The sequence below is a fragment of the Pseudorhodobacter antarcticus genome (assembly GCF_900110135.1).
Taxonomy (GTDB): Bacteria; Pseudomonadota; Alphaproteobacteria; order Rhodobacterales; family Rhodobacteraceae; genus Pseudorhodobacter; species Pseudorhodobacter antarcticus.
Genome location: NZ_FOCO01000010.1, coordinates 71,318 through 84,765, shown reverse-complemented (window position 1 = coordinate 84,765; position 13,448 = coordinate 71,318). Strand labels below are relative to the sequence as shown.

Here is a 13,448-nt window from a genome sequence, read left to right as displayed (position 1 = left end):
GGGCAAAGGGTCAATAGGCAATTGCCCCGGTCCGGCGTAATTCGGCCAAGCGGTCAAGTTTTGCCCGCCCCGCCCAAATCTTGCCCTTGCGGCAAACGCTGGCCAGACAGCGCGCGCTGCATCACCAACCCGTCCAATGCCACAGCGCCCGCAACCGCGTAATACCCGCGCCGCCGCCCAACCTGCGCATATCCCAATGATTGATAAAGGGTAATCGCCGCCACGTTATCCGCCGCCACCTCCAAAAACGCCTCTTGCGCCCCCATACCGCGCGCCACGTCATGAAACCCCAGCATCAGCGCCCGCGCCACCCCCACCCGCCGCGCCTCCGGGTCCACGGCCAGCGTCAACACCTCCGCCACCTCCAGCACCACGCGGCCCATCACAAACCCGCGCGCATCGCCAAGGGTAAAGGCGCCAAAGCTGTCTTGCAGCCCGGCAAACGCCGCCGCAGACCACGGTGCAGGTGTGATAAAACAGCGCGCATGCAGGCTGGCCAATGCGTCCGGTGTCATGCGTCAAGGATCACGGGCGGCGGGTCGCTTGGTGGGGCGGCATCGGCCGCCCGCAAGTAAAACGGCGCAGGCAATCCCGCGCCCGCCGTCACCTTGCGCGCGCCTACAAAGGCAATCGCGCACACGCGCGCCGCAGGGTCCGGGCAAACAGCACCCCGCCCCTCTGGCCAATCGCCAATCATCGCTACACCGGGGCCGGGCCAAAATTCAGCGCCGTCCACATGCCCCTCTCGGATTGGCCCCAGCGGTGCCTCTCCACCAAAATCCTGCAAATACAAAGCCCCGCGCGCCGCAGGGGTCGCCACCCGCAGCAACCCGCCGCGGCCATACGCCAACGCTTCTGGCCCGGTCACGCCCACCGCAGGCACGCCCAACCCCAACGCAAGCCCCCGCGCCGCCGCCACCGAAATCCGAATTCCGGTAAAATTCCCCGGCCCCACACCCACCGCAATCGCCCCCAAATCGCGCCAGTGCAGGCCCACGCCCGCCAACATCTCCTCGATCATCGGCATCAGGCGTTCGACCTGCCCTTTGGCCATCGGTTCGCGCACCTGCGCCACAATGTCGCCGCGCCACAACAAAGCGGCCGCACAATGTGCGGCCGATGTGTCAAACGCCAGCAAGGGCTGTTCAGGCGGCAACGGGCCGCACCTCCAGCACCTCGGGGATATAATGGCGCAGCAAATTCTCAATCCCCATCTTCAGGGTCAAGGTTGATGATGGGCAGCCCGCACAGGCCCCTTGCATGTGCAAATAAACCACACCCCGGTCAAACCCGTGGAACGTAATATCGCCACCATCTTGCGCCACCGCAGGGCGCACGCGGGTGTCCAGCAGCTCTTTGATCTGGGCCACAATATCACCATGCTCGCCCGTATGCTCGGCATGCCCCGATGCCACAGGCTCCCCGTCCAGCACCGCAGCACCCGACTGGTAATGCTCCATAATCGCGCCCAAAATGGCGGGCTTAATATGGTCCCAATCCGCGCTTTCCACCTTGGTCACGGTGACAAAATCATTACCAAAAAACACACCTGCCACATCGCCCGTTGCAAAAATACGGCGCGCCAGTGGCGATGCGTCCCCTGCCTCACGGCTTGGAAAATCGGCTGTCCCCATCTCCAGCACGGTCTGGCCGGGCAGGAATTTCAGCGTGGCGGGGTTCGGGGTGGATTCGGTCTGGATGAACATTCTCTATCTCCGACAATTCTACTCTGATATGCGCCCCACGCCCTGCAAAGTCAAGGTTTAGAGTCGTTCTAAATCCACCCGCCCAAACCCGGCCGCCCAAACTCAACTCCCGCGATAGGTCGAATAGGCAAACGGGCTAATCAACAACGGCACATGGTAATGCGCGCCCGCATCCGGCACACCAAACCGAATGGGAATCGCGTCCAAAAACAACACATCCCCTGCCGCTTGGCCGCTTTCGCGCAGGTAATTCCCCGCCTCAAACAACAATTCATACACGCCAACGGTCAAATCTGCGCCCGCCAGCATCGGCGCATCCGTGCGCCCGTCCGCATTGGTCACCGTCTGCGTCACCCGCACCAAACCCGCATCCGTCACCCGAAACAGCGTGATCGTCACCCCCGCCGCAGGTTTGCCCCGCGCCGTATCCAACACATGCGTCGTCAATTTTCCCGCAGCCATCGCTTGCCTCCTTGGTCAATTTCGCCCAATCCTGCCGTATTCGCGCCTCTCTGGCGACCTCTTACTTGCGTTGTAAGTCTTTCAAAATTTATTTGTAAAATTTTGCAGGTTGTTCGGCATAAACAAGCAAAAGCCCAAATGTAGGAGGCCAGCGTGAACAGATACCCCCGCAATATGACAGGCTATGGCGCCAACCCGCCCGATGCCCGCTGGCCCAATGATGCTAAAATTGCGATATCGCTGGTCCTGAATTATGAAGAAGGCGGCGAAAACAACGTCCTACATGGCGATGCGGCGTCCGAGGCGTTCTTGTCCGACATCGCAGGCGCTGCCCCTTGGCCCGGCAAACGCCACTGGAACATGGAATCGCTTTACGATTACGGCGCGCGCGCAGGCTTCTGGCGCTTGCACCAACTTTTCACTTCCCGCGCCATTCCGGTCACCGTTTACGGCGTCGCCACCGCCCTTGCGCGCAATCCCGAACAGGTCGCGGCCATGAAAGCCGCCGATTGGGAAATCGCCTCTCACGGTCTGAAATGGGTCGAACACAAAGACATGCCCGAGGCGGAAGAGCGCGCATCGATAGCCGAAGCCGTGCGCCTGCACACCGAAGTCGTCGGCACCCGCCCGCGCGGCTGGTACACGGGCCGCTGTTCCGTCAACACCGTGCGCTTGGTGGCCGAAGAAGGCGGTTTTGATTGGATTTCAGACACTTACGACGATGATCTGCCGCATTGGATGGAATTTGGGATGCGCGACCAACTCATCATCCCCTATACGCTGGAGGCGAATGATATGCGTTTCGCCACCGCGCCGGGTTACATTGAAGGGCAGCAGTTCTTCCAATACCTCAAAGACAGCTTTGACGTGCTCTATGCCGAAGGCGGGGCAGGGGCGGCCAAGATGTTCTCCATCGGCCTGCATTGCCGCCTCATCGGGCGTCCCGGCAAAATCGCGGGCCTGATGCGGTTCTTGGATTACGCCCAAGGCTTTGAGGGCGTCTGGTTCCCCCGCCGCATGGATATCGCGGCACATTGGGCCGCCCACCACGCCCACACCCGCCGCGACCGCCCCAGCCAAATGGACCGCGCCACCTTCACCGCTAAATTTGGCTCCATTTTTGAACACTCCCCATGGATTGCCGACCGCGCCCACGCGCTGGAACTCGGCCCAGCCCATGACAGCGCCGTGGGCCTGCACAACGCCCTGTGTCGCATGTTCCGTTCCGCCACCCCGGCCGAGCGTATGGGCGTCCTGGCCGCCCACCCCGACCTCGCAGGCAAGCTCGCCGCCGCCAAACGCCTGACTGCCGAAAGCACCGCCGAGCAGGCCAGCGCAGCGCTGGACAGCCTCACCGATGCCGAACGCGCCACCTTCCAATCGCTCAACACCGATTACGTCGCCAAACACGGCTTTCCCTTCATCATCGCCGTGCGCGATCAAACCAAGGACAGCATCCTCGCCGCCTTCAAAACCCGCATCGGCAACGACACCCAAACCGAATTCACCACCGCCTGCGCGCAAGTCGAACGCATCGCAGACCTGCGCCTAAAGGATATGCTGCCATGACCGATTATTTCGCCCCCACAGGCGGCTTGCCACCGCAAACGCAATTGATGACAGGCCGCGCAGTGTTCACCGACGCCTACGCCTTCATCCCGCGCGGCGTATTTTCCGATATCGTGACCAGCTTCCTGCCGGGATGGGACAAAACCCGCCTGTGGATCATCGCCCGCCCCATGACTGGATTTTCCGAAACCTTCAGCCAATATGTGATGGAGGTGGCCCCCGGCGGCGGCGCCTCCGCCCCCGAAAACGACCCCTCCGTGCAATCCGTGCTGTTCTTCACCCAAGGCAGCGCCACGCTGACGCTCCAAGGGCAAACCCACACCCTAACAGCAGGCAGCTACGCATACATCCCCGCAGGCAGCGACTGGTCGCTCCACAACATGGGCACCCAAAACGCCTGCTTCCACTGGATCCGCAAAATCTGGGAACCCGCCCCCGGCATTGAAAAACCCACCCCCCTCATCCTGAACGACCACGACATCGCCCCCACCCCAATGCCCGACACCAACGGCGCATGGGCCACCACCCGCTTTGTGGATCCGAACGATCTGCGCCACGACATGCACGTCACCGTCGTCACCTTCCAACCCGGCGGCGTCATCCCGTTTGAAGAAACCCATGTCATGGAACACGGGCTTTACGTCCTCGAAGGCAAAGCGGTCTACAAACTCAACCAAGACTGGGTGGAGGTGGAAGGCGGCGATTTCATGTGGCTGCGCGCGTTCTGCCCCCAAGCCTGCTACGCCGCAGGCCCCGGCCCCTTCCGCTACCTGCTGTACAAAGACGTAAACCGCCACGCCAACCTGCGCGGCCCCCTGAACCCCCGCTAATCCAATTCATCTTGGTAAAAATACCTCACAGGGGCGGCGGCTTGTTCGCCACTGGTTCAAGAACCAGCCGGCGCGGGGACGTGAAACCCCCGGCTGCCCGCCACCAAACCCAAAGGCCGCAATGACACGCATCATCACCCCAGAACCCCTCACCGCCCATGCCTTCGCCCCCTTTGGCGATGTGCTGGACGCTACAGGCACCCCCGACAAGATGATCAACCAAGGGCTGTGCGGCCGCTTCCATGACCGCGCCCAAATCGACGTGGGCGACGCGCGCACCGGCATCTCCATCTTCCACGCGCAGGCGCGTAGCTTCCCCTACACGCTCGATCTGGTCGAACGTCACCCCGACGGTTCCCAAGCGTTCCTGCCGATGACCCAGCACCCGTTCCTCGTCATCGTCACCACCGCCCCCGATGCCCCCCCCCGCGCTTTTATCACCAACGGCGCGCAAGGCATCAACCTGCACCGCGGCACGTGGCACGGCGTCCTCACCCCCCTCCACGCCCCCGGCCTTTTTGCCGTGGTGGACCGGATTGGCCCCACGCCAAACCTTGAAGAACACATATTCGCATTGCCTTGGGTCGTCACGGCCCCGGGTATTTCCCCCACGGCGCCCGCGACCGGAGGAGGCCGGGCGCCGTGATGACGGACGGGCGGTGCGGTTGGGGCGGCACGCAGCTTGAAAAAACAAACCCCAAACCCTTGATGGGAGGAACCATAAAGTGACCAAAGACGTAAAACCGGTAGATGAGATTCTACCAACCCCCGTGCTGTTTACGTTGGGCCTGCAACATGTGCTGGTGATGTATGCGGGCGCAATCGCTGTGCCCCTGATCGTCGGCCGCGTCCTGCAACTCGAACCCAAAGACGTGGCGTTCCTGATCTCCGCTGACCTTTTTGTCTGCGGTATCGTGACCATCATCCAATCCTTGGGCGCGACCCGCTTTTTCGGCATCCAAATGCCCGTGATGATGGGCGTCACCTTCGCTTCCGTCGGTCCAATGGTCGCCATCGGCGCCCAAAACCCCGGTTACGCCGGCGCGCAACTTATCTTCGGGTCTATCATCGGGGCGGGTATCATCGCGTTGTTGATAGCGCCGATTGTCTCCAAAATGCTGCGCTTTTTCCCACCCGTCGTCACCGGCACCATCATTTTGGTCATCGGCGTCACCTTGATGCGCATCGGGATTAACTGGATTTTCGGCGTCCCCGTCGGTCCAACAGCCGTCAAAATCGTGAACCCTGAACACGCCGCTTGGCTAACGCAGGTCAAGGATCTGGCCGCCGCCGCAGGCTCCACCATCCCGCCAATTCCAGCGGGTCTGGGCCTGTCGCCCACCGTCAACAACCCCAACTACGCCAGCCTGCAAAACATGAGCATTTCTGCCGTGGTGTTGCTGTCCATCCTGATGATCGCCAAGTTTGGCAAAGGCTTCGTGTCCAACATCGCCGTGCTTTTGGGCATTGTGATCGGTGGCGTTATGGCCGCCGCCTTGGGCCTGATGCATTTCGACAAAGTGGCCGATGCGCAATGGTTCGCGTTGATCACCCCGTTCCACTTCGGCATGCCCGTGTTTGACCCGGTCATGATTATCACAATGACTTTGGTGATGATCGTGGTGATGATCGAATCCACCGGTATGTTCTTGGCGCTTGGTGACATGACAGGCCGCAAAATCACCCAAGAACGTCTGGCCGCTGGCCTGCGCGTCGACGGTTTGGGCACCATCATCGGCGGCATCTTCAACACCTTCCCCTATACCAGCTTTTCGCAAAACGTAGGGCTTGTGGGCGTGACAGGCATCAAAAGCCGTTACATCGCGGTGGCCGGTGGTCTTATCCTGATCGTTTTGGGCCTCACCCCAAAAATGGCCGTGCTGGTAGAGGCGTTGCCAACAGCAATCCTTGGCGGTGCTGGCCTTGTGATGTTTGGTATGGTTGCAGCCACGGGCATCCGTATTCTGGCCGCAGGCGTGGATTTTGCGGGCAACCGCTTTAACCTGTTCATCGTCGCCGTATCGCTGGGCTTTGGCATGATCCCCTTGATCGCGCCAAATTACATGATGTGGCTGCCCCATGTCATCCACCCGTTGATCGAAAGCGGCATCTTGCTCGCCTCCATCGCGGCTGTTTTGCTGAACCTGTTTTTCAACGGGGCCAGCGGGTCGGAAGCGGACGCACGCAAAGCTGCAGCGCAGGCTGACCACTAATATTGCCTTAAAAACCTTGATGCGGGGGGCCAAGCGCCCCCCGTTTTCATTTCCAACGCCGCCCCCTTTTGGCGTAGACGCAACAGGGCAAAGGGGTGGAATCTGGGCCCGCAACCGCCCCACAGCGATGGCCCTAATGATCGCAAGCGCCTCTATGGCCCTCACCCGATTCGGCATCGCCTAACCCGCGCCCGCCTCGCGCCCAAGCGCAAAACCGCCGCTATGTATGAACCGCCACTCTCGTGTTGGATGGGCCGCCCGCTTGGCAAAGGGCGCGAAGGCCCGCGCTACCAAAATCGCGACCAAAACCGCGATTTGTCGCGATCTATTTCCTTAAAATTTGGTTAACAAAAAAACAAAACCTATTTAAAACAATATATTGGCCAAAGTATCGCGCGCGATGCACCCCGTAAATCGCACGCGCAATCCCTAACAGCAATCCCAGTAATAAACCGCCCGCGACAGGTCTGGCGCGGCCAAATTCGCCCCCAAATCGGCAGGCGGTATCAACACGCACGCCTCCCCCGCATCGCCCCACATAAACGCCCCCCCGCTGGACGAAAACGCCATCAAATTGATCATCCCCGCAAATCGCGGGTCCTCTCGCACGTCATTTTGGGTGAAATCAGGGTTGCCCCGCAGCATAATATCATAGGTGCCGCGTTGCAGGCTCAGGTCGGAATACAGGATGTCAATTTCCTCCTCCTCCGCTTGGCTGGGGCGCTGCCCGGCATGGGCCAAATCCGCCAGCCGATAATCGGCGGGGGTGGGCGGGCAATTGACTAATACCCAAGTGATCGCCGCCCCATCTTTTGCATGGGTCTTGCCCGACGGGCCGCGCCGCCGGAACGGGCCCGCCCCCTCAGCGGGGGGGATGGGGGCCGCAAAATCCGTGCCCGGCGGGTGCAGTGCCAACACAAACCCATTGCCTTGGGCCGACGGAAATGCGCACCCCCACCCATCAAACGGCGCGATCAACATTTGCAAAATCCCCGCGCGGGGCAGGTCCAGCGGGGCGGGCAAGCGGGCCAAATCAATCTGGGCCAGCAACACCAACGGCGCGCCAGATTTGTCCGTGGGCGGGGTCTGTCCCGCAGGCCAAATCAACGGCCCCCCGATGCGGCTGTCGGTCAGGGCGGCAGGCATCGGGCTGATCGTGCCGCGCAGGCCGAGGGCAATCAAAGGGGCGGTGCGCTGCGCAATATCGGCCGCTGTGGGCGCGCGGACAGATTTGGGCAGGGCAAGGACGGGGGGGGGGGGCTGCGGTTTGGGCAGGCGGGGAAACAACATGCGGCGGGCCAGCATCACCGCCACGACAATGCCCAAAAGTAGAACCAGCTTTATCATTCTGTACCCCGTCCCCGATCGTCATGGCCGCCCGTTCCTCCATATGCGCAGGTATGCCGCAAGAAGGCTAGGACCATAGGCGCAGCAGATAAATCGTGACAATCCCAACCAGCATGGTCAGGGGCAAAGACCGCGTGACAATGGCCGCCCCAAGGGCCGCGGCCCCCGCCAGCCATTCCTGCGGCCCACCGTTGATCAATTGCAAAGTGACCAAAGCGGTGATCAGCGTGCCGGGCAGCGCCTTTAACCCCCGCGCCCAAGCACCCGTTTGCGGCAAGGCAGCCCCAAGGTAATACCCGCCCAAACGAATCGCGATATTGGCGGCGGCAAGGCCCAAGGTGATCAAGGCAATATCACGCATCAGACGGTGTTATCCCTGCAATAATCGCACCTAACATGCCGCCCACAACCAGCGCCCATGACGGCTCCATCGGGGTCAAGGTGGCCAGGCCCGCCACCGTCGCGGCAGAGGCGACCCACGGCACAAGATCGCGCCTGCCACCCCAAAGCCCGCGCAAAATGGCGATAAATGCGGCAGTGAAGGCGAAATCAATTCCCAGCGCGCGGGGTTCGGGCAAAGCCGTGGCAAAAATTGCCCCTGCAGTGGTGGACGCGACCCACAGCACCATCATGCAAGCACCCGCGCCGACCAAATACCAATAACTCGGGGTGCCGCCCTTGGCGCGGGTGCCGTGAAACAGCGCCCAAGATTCGTCGGTGGTCATATGAACGCCCAGCAGTTTTTGCCAAAACGGGCGGGGCGCAAGGATGTCGCGCAACGACGCGGTCATCAACAACAGCCGCAAGTTCAGCGCGATGCCCGCGATCAGCGCCGTCGCAGCACCCGCACCCGCCGCCAACCGTTCCACCGCAACAAACTGCGCGGAACCGGAAAACACGGTGGCCCCCATAACCCCGGTTTGCAGCGCCGACATGCCCGATTGCGCGGCAAGCAGGCCAAAGGCAAGGCCGTATAATGCGGCCCCAAGTGCCAGGGGCAGCACGTCGCGTGCGCCGGATGTGAACTGCATGATGGGCCCCATGATTTTGCGCTGTGGTGGCAGGCGATTTGGGGCGCGTCAAGGTGCAAGGGACTTCTGGCCCTTGGCGCGGGGTTGGGGTAAATGGGGCATGAGATTTCGCAAAGGAACGCCCAATGGCCAGACATCTGATCACATCCGCCATACCCTATATCAACGGCATCAAGCATCTGGGCAACCTTGTGGGCAGCCAATTGCCCGCCGATTTATACGCACGCTACCTGCGCGCCCGGGGGCATGAGGTGCTGTTTTTATGCGCGACCGATGAACATGGCACCCCAGCGGAGCTGGCCGCCGCCAAAGCGGGCAAACCTGTGGACGCCTATTGCGCCGAAATGCACGCGGTGCAGGCGGAAATTGCCCAAGGGTTTTCGCTGTCGTTTGACCATTTCGGGCGGTCATCATCGGCCCAAAACCGGGTGTTGACCCAAGCGTTTGCGGCGCGGTTGGCCGACCAAGGGTTGATCCGTGAGGTTACCGAAAAGCAGATGTATTCGGTCGCCGACGGGCGTTTTTTGCCGGACCGCTACATCGAGGGGACTTGCCCGAATTGCGGGTTTGACTCTGCGCGCGGTGACCAATGCGACAATTGCACGAAACAGCTGGACCCGGTGGATTTGATCAACCCCCGGTCGACCGTTTCAGGGTCCACCGAGTTGGAATTGCGCGAAACCAAGCATTTGTATTTGCGCCAGTCAGAGATGAAGGGTGCATTGGCGGAATGGATTGAGGGCAAGCAGGATTGGCCAATTTTGACCACGTCGATCGCCAAAAAATGGCTGAATGACGGCGATGGGTTGCAAGACCGGGGCATCACGCGCGATCTGTCATGGGGGGTGCCTGTGCAGTTTGAAGGCGCGCCGTGGGCGGGGATGGACGGCAAGGTTTTCTATGTCTGGTTCGATGCGCCGATTGAATATATCGCCTGCGCGCAGGAATGGGCGGCGGCCACGGGCGGCGATTGGGAACGCTGGTGGCGCACGGACAAAGGCGCGGAGGATGTGACCTATACCCAGTTTATGGGCAAGGATAACGTGCCGTTTCACACGCTTAGCTTTCCTGCGACGATTTTGGGGTCTAATGAGCCGTGGAAGCTGGTCGATTACATCAAGTCGTTCAACTATCTGAATTATGATGGTGGGCAGTTTTCCACCTCGCGCGGGCGGGGGGTGTTTATGGACCAAGCGCTGTCGCTGTTGCCCGCCGATTATTGGCGCTGGTGGTTGCTGTCGCACGCGCCAGAAAGCTCGGACGCGGAGTTTACATGGGAGAATTTTCAGCAATCGACCAATAAGGATTTGGCCGATGTGCTGGGCAATTTGGTGAGCCGGGTGACCAAGTTTTGCAATGCCAAGTTTGGTGCCGTGGTGCCCGATGGTGGCGCCTGGGGTGCGGCTGAGGAGGCGTTGATTGCTGAGGTGGAAGGGCGTTTGGTCGCCTATAGCACCCATATGGAGGCGATGGAGGTGCGCAAAGCGGCAATTGAATTGCGCAGCATTTGGGTGGCGGGCAATGAGTATTTGCAGGCAAGCGCCCCTTGGACTGTGGTGAAAACCGACCCTGCGCAGGCGGCGGCGCAAATCCGTTTGGCGCTGAATTTGATCCGGGTTTATGCGGTGATTTCGCAGCCCTTTATCCCCACAGCGGCGGCGTCGATGATGACCGGGATGCGCACCGACGATTGGACGTGGCCCGACGATGTGCGCAGCGCCTTGACTGCGTTGCCTGTGGGCCATGCGTTTGACGTGCCCGAGGTGCTGTTTGCCAAGATCACCGATGCAGAGCGCGAGGCCTGGCAAGTGCAATTTGCGGGGGTGCGGGACTAGAGCTGCGATCTGGCCCGCCCTTGCGTGCCATAATGAAATCACGCATGGTCGGGCTCAACCAAGGTGCCAGCGATTTTGACACGATGCGCCTGATTTTTAATATGCCGTCCCTTTCGGCAAAAATTGCGGAGCGAACACATGCCAAAACGCATTGGGTTTATCGGAAACCAAGCCAGTTTTGCGCTGGGCGCGCGTGAAAACACCGGCAATGCCATTCACGGCCATGCGGCGCGGACAATGTTTCAAAATGGCATGCCGGTGTCCATTGCGTTGGATGATGCGAGCATTGCTGCGTTGCGCGAAAAGATATCGCATCTGGGCTTTGTCGCGGCCACAATGATGCATATGCGCAAACCGCCTGCCTATGCCGCCGGGCACGAAAAACAGGCTGATTTTATTGAGAAATTGGGGCTTCCGGTTACGTCTTTTGGCTTTGGCTGCCATGCGTTTTTGAAAGACACGGTCGGTGCGGCGAATGTGGACCCGCGCACGGTTCGTCTGTTGCGGGTGATCGCGGATCATGCCGATACCGTGGGGGGGGGCGGGGTGCGTTCACCGCCGATCTATGCGCCAAGTACGGCGTTAAGAACGTGACGGTTGTGGGCTGCCAGTCTGCCTATATCGCCGGGGACATGAATGATGACAATCGCGCCTTGACCAGCAAAGCGGAGCGTCCGGTGGTGAACCTGTCCTACAGTTCGGACGACCGTGAAATTTTGCGGCTGGCGATGGTAAGTGATGCGGGCATCATCGGCCAAGGCGACCATGTCGAGGTGGAAATCGCCGCAGGCACGATCACGCGCGAGGCTTATGTCAACGCGGACCCGGCGGAATGGAACCAAGCGACCGTTTCGACCTTGTTAAAAGAGGGAAAGCTGGGGCGCGGCGCTTATTACGACTATGTGCAAAAGCATTTTGCCAAGTTTTTCACAGTGCCATCATGGCGCGCCTATATGGCGGAAAAGTTTGATTTTTGCTTGGGCACGCGGTTTTACGGCAATATGGTGGCGTTGCAGGCCGGGGTGCCCGCCCTGTGGGTCGAACATGATATGCGCACCAAGGAATTGTGTGAACATTTGAACTTGCCGTCGATTGCGCATGCGAAATTGCCGGGCATCAAGTCGATCCAAGACCTTGCGGGCCAGTGCAGTTATGACGCTTATTGGGCGGGGATGCCCAAGCGGATAACGGAATTTTTGGCCTATTTGCAGGGCAATGGTGTGCGCGATATGTTGATGCCGGACCTTGCGCAAGGGTTTGAAAAGATCAGCGCTGGCAAGGTCTGACCTGATCTTTGGCGCCTGCTGTGGATGCGTGGTTTACGGCGCCACAAAGGTCGCAATTTTTGCTGCCACTGTCTCTAATGCGTCTGGGCCCAAATCATCCACCGCAAACGTGGTGACGCCGTGACCCAGCCTTGCGCGGTGTTTGCCATAGCGGGGGTCATAATGCTGCGCCATCAGGCCAGCGGCTAGGGATTGAAAATCACCCGCTGCAGCCATGCTTTGCCAAAGGTCGATTTGGTCGGCAGCATGGGCTGGGCGCAGGCGGTCGATGGTGGTTGACAGGCGCGCGGGGTCGGCGATCATATCGGCGTAGGCGGTGACCAGATAGCGCGCGCGCGCGGACAGCGGCGCGCAAATTTCCAGCCGTTTTGCAGATGCCATCGCTTTCCACAGGCCCGGCGGCAGGCGGCAATTCCCCACTTTGGAGCTTTCAGCCTCCACCACCACCACGCGGGCGGGGTCAAGGCGGCTGATGGCCATTGCAAGCGCGGATTCAAAGGCTTTTTGGCTGGGTTGGCCGCCCGGCATGGCCCCAAACAGGCTGCCGCGATGCTGCGCCAACCCTTCAAGATCCAGCATTTGAACGCCGCGCGCGGCCAACCGGTGCAGGATGTCGGTTTTGGCGGACCCTGTGTTGCCATCCAGCAAGATCACGGGGCAAGGAAATGGCGTGTCATAAAGTGCTGCCACCACCAGCGCGCGGTAGGCCTTGTACCCGCCAGCGACCAGTTCAGTGCGCCAACCCACTTGGGACAAGATCGACGCAAACGACCCTGATCTTTGCCCCCCGCGCCAACAATAGACCAGCGGCTGCCAGCCCCCCGGCTTGTCCGCCAGTGGCCCTTGCAAATGGCGTGCCGCATTGGCGGCGACCAATGCGGCCCCCACTTTGCGGGCGCGAAACGGGCTGTCTTGTTTGTAAATCGTGCCCACTTCCGCGCGTTCGGCATCGTTCAGCACGGGCAGGTTTATCGCGCCCGCTATGTGGTCCTCGGCAAATTCCGCCGGGCTGCGCACATCAATGATGTCGTCGAACCCAAGGGTTGCCAGTTGCGCAAGCGAGGTGAGGGTGGTTGCCATAGCGCGTGCATAGCGCAAGTGGACCGTGGCGGAAAGTGCGCATCGTCGCGACATGCGCTGGTGGTTTCGTCTTGGCTTAAATACCTACC

The 13,448-nt window shown here is 60.7% G+C and carries 15 protein-coding genes; 7 read left to right on the top strand and 8 right to left on the bottom strand.

From position 1 onward, the window contains the following. Positions 1–53: 53 nt before the first annotated feature. The 4 genes from BMY36_RS07310 to uraH form a co-directional block, all read right to left on the bottom strand. Positions 54–515, bottom strand: a complete 462-nt coding sequence (locus tag BMY36_RS07310; RefSeq protein ID WP_050520517.1) for a GNAT family N-acetyltransferase — start codon at positions 513–515, stop codon at positions 54–56. Beyond that, positions 512–1,156, bottom strand: coding sequence for a tRNA (adenosine(37)-N6)-threonylcarbamoyltransferase complex dimerization subunit type 1 TsaB (gene tsaB / locus BMY36_RS07305; protein WP_050520516.1), 645 nt, complete (start codon positions 1,154–1,156; stop codon positions 512–514). Before tsaB ends, BMY36_RS07310 begins: the two co-directional genes overlap by 4 nt. Beyond that, on the bottom strand, positions 1,146–1,706 hold the full coding sequence (locus BMY36_RS07300; protein WP_050520515.1) for a NifU family protein: 561 nt from the start codon (positions 1,704–1,706) through the stop codon (positions 1,146–1,148). The genes tsaB and BMY36_RS07300 overlap by 11 nt, the downstream gene beginning before the upstream one ends. Positions 1,707–1,808: 102 nt before the next feature. Further along, positions 1,809–2,168 (bottom strand): hydroxyisourate hydrolase, encoded by a 360-nt coding sequence (uraH, locus tag BMY36_RS07295; protein WP_050520514.1) that lies wholly within the window; start codon positions 2,166–2,168, stop codon positions 1,809–1,811. 153 nt (positions 2,169–2,321) lie between these two features. Between uraH and puuE the strand changes: the two genes are divergently transcribed. From puuE to BMY36_RS07275, 4 genes are all read left to right on the top strand, one after another. Further along, positions 2,322–3,737: an allantoinase PuuE gene (puuE, locus tag BMY36_RS07290; RefSeq protein ID WP_050520513.1), complete on the top strand. Its 1,416-nt coding sequence runs from the start codon at positions 2,322–2,324 to the stop codon at positions 3,735–3,737. Continuing rightward, a complete protein-coding gene (locus tag BMY36_RS07285; RefSeq protein WP_050520512.1) occupies positions 3,734–4,567 on the top strand; it encodes a bifunctional allantoicase/(S)-ureidoglycine aminohydrolase in 834 nt (277 codons plus the stop codon). Before puuE ends, BMY36_RS07285 begins: the two co-directional genes overlap by 4 nt. A 121-nt stretch (positions 4,568–4,688) precedes the next feature. Next, complete coding sequence (locus BMY36_RS07280) at positions 4,689–5,213, top strand: ureidoglycolate lyase (protein WP_050520511.1); 525 nt, start codon at positions 4,689–4,691, stop codon at positions 5,211–5,213. A 79-nt stretch (positions 5,214–5,292) separates the two neighbouring features. Next, positions 5,293–6,780, top strand: coding sequence for a nucleobase:cation symporter-2 family protein (locus BMY36_RS07275; RefSeq protein ID WP_050520510.1), 1,488 nt, complete (start codon positions 5,293–5,295; stop codon positions 6,778–6,780). Between the two features lie 429 nt (positions 6,781–7,209). Here BMY36_RS07275 and BMY36_RS07270 read toward each other — a convergent pair whose 3' ends face one another. The 3 genes from BMY36_RS07270 to BMY36_RS07260 form a co-directional block, all read right to left on the bottom strand. Continuing rightward, on the bottom strand, positions 7,210–8,127 hold the full coding sequence (locus BMY36_RS07270; RefSeq protein WP_050520509.1) for a DUF1963 domain-containing protein: 918 nt from the start codon (positions 8,125–8,127) through the stop codon (positions 7,210–7,212). Positions 8,128–8,194: 67 nt separating this feature from the next. After that, the gene (locus BMY36_RS07265; protein ID WP_050520508.1) at positions 8,195–8,488 is read right to left on the bottom strand and encodes a branched-chain amino acid transport AzlD family protein; all 294 of its coding nucleotides are present in this window, start codon (positions 8,486–8,488) and stop codon (positions 8,195–8,197) included. Next, on the bottom strand, positions 8,481–9,158 hold the full coding sequence (locus tag BMY36_RS07260; RefSeq protein WP_074818552.1) for an AzlC family ABC transporter permease: 678 nt from the start codon (positions 9,156–9,158) through the stop codon (positions 8,481–8,483). Before BMY36_RS07260 ends, BMY36_RS07265 begins: the two co-directional genes overlap by 8 nt. A 125-nt stretch (positions 9,159–9,283) precedes the next feature. Between BMY36_RS07260 and metG the strand changes: the two genes are divergently transcribed. The 3 genes from metG (at position 9,284) to BMY36_RS07245 (ending at position 12,279) form a co-directional block, all read left to right on the top strand. Further along, positions 9,284–10,993 carry a methionine--tRNA ligase gene (metG, locus tag BMY36_RS07255; protein WP_050520506.1) on the top strand — a complete coding sequence of 570 codons (1,710 nt, stop codon included), beginning with the start codon at positions 9,284–9,286 and terminating at the stop codon, positions 10,991–10,993. A gap of 138 nt (positions 10,994–11,131) precedes the next feature. Continuing rightward, entirely contained in the window at positions 11,132–11,587 is a 456-nt protein-coding gene (locus BMY36_RS07250) for a hypothetical protein (RefSeq protein WP_050520505.1), read from the top strand. Between the two features lie 38 nt (positions 11,588–11,625). After that, on the top strand, positions 11,626–12,279 hold the full coding sequence (locus BMY36_RS07245) for a glycosyltransferase family protein (RefSeq protein ID WP_139193962.1): 654 nt from the start codon (positions 11,626–11,628) through the stop codon (positions 12,277–12,279). 33 nt (positions 12,280–12,312) lie between these two features. Here BMY36_RS07245 and mnmH read toward each other — a convergent pair whose 3' ends face one another. Further along, a complete protein-coding gene (mnmH, locus tag BMY36_RS07240; protein ID WP_050520503.1) occupies positions 12,313–13,359 on the bottom strand; it encodes a tRNA 2-selenouridine(34) synthase MnmH in 1,047 nt (348 codons plus the stop codon). Positions 13,360–13,448: the final 89 nt, after the last annotated feature.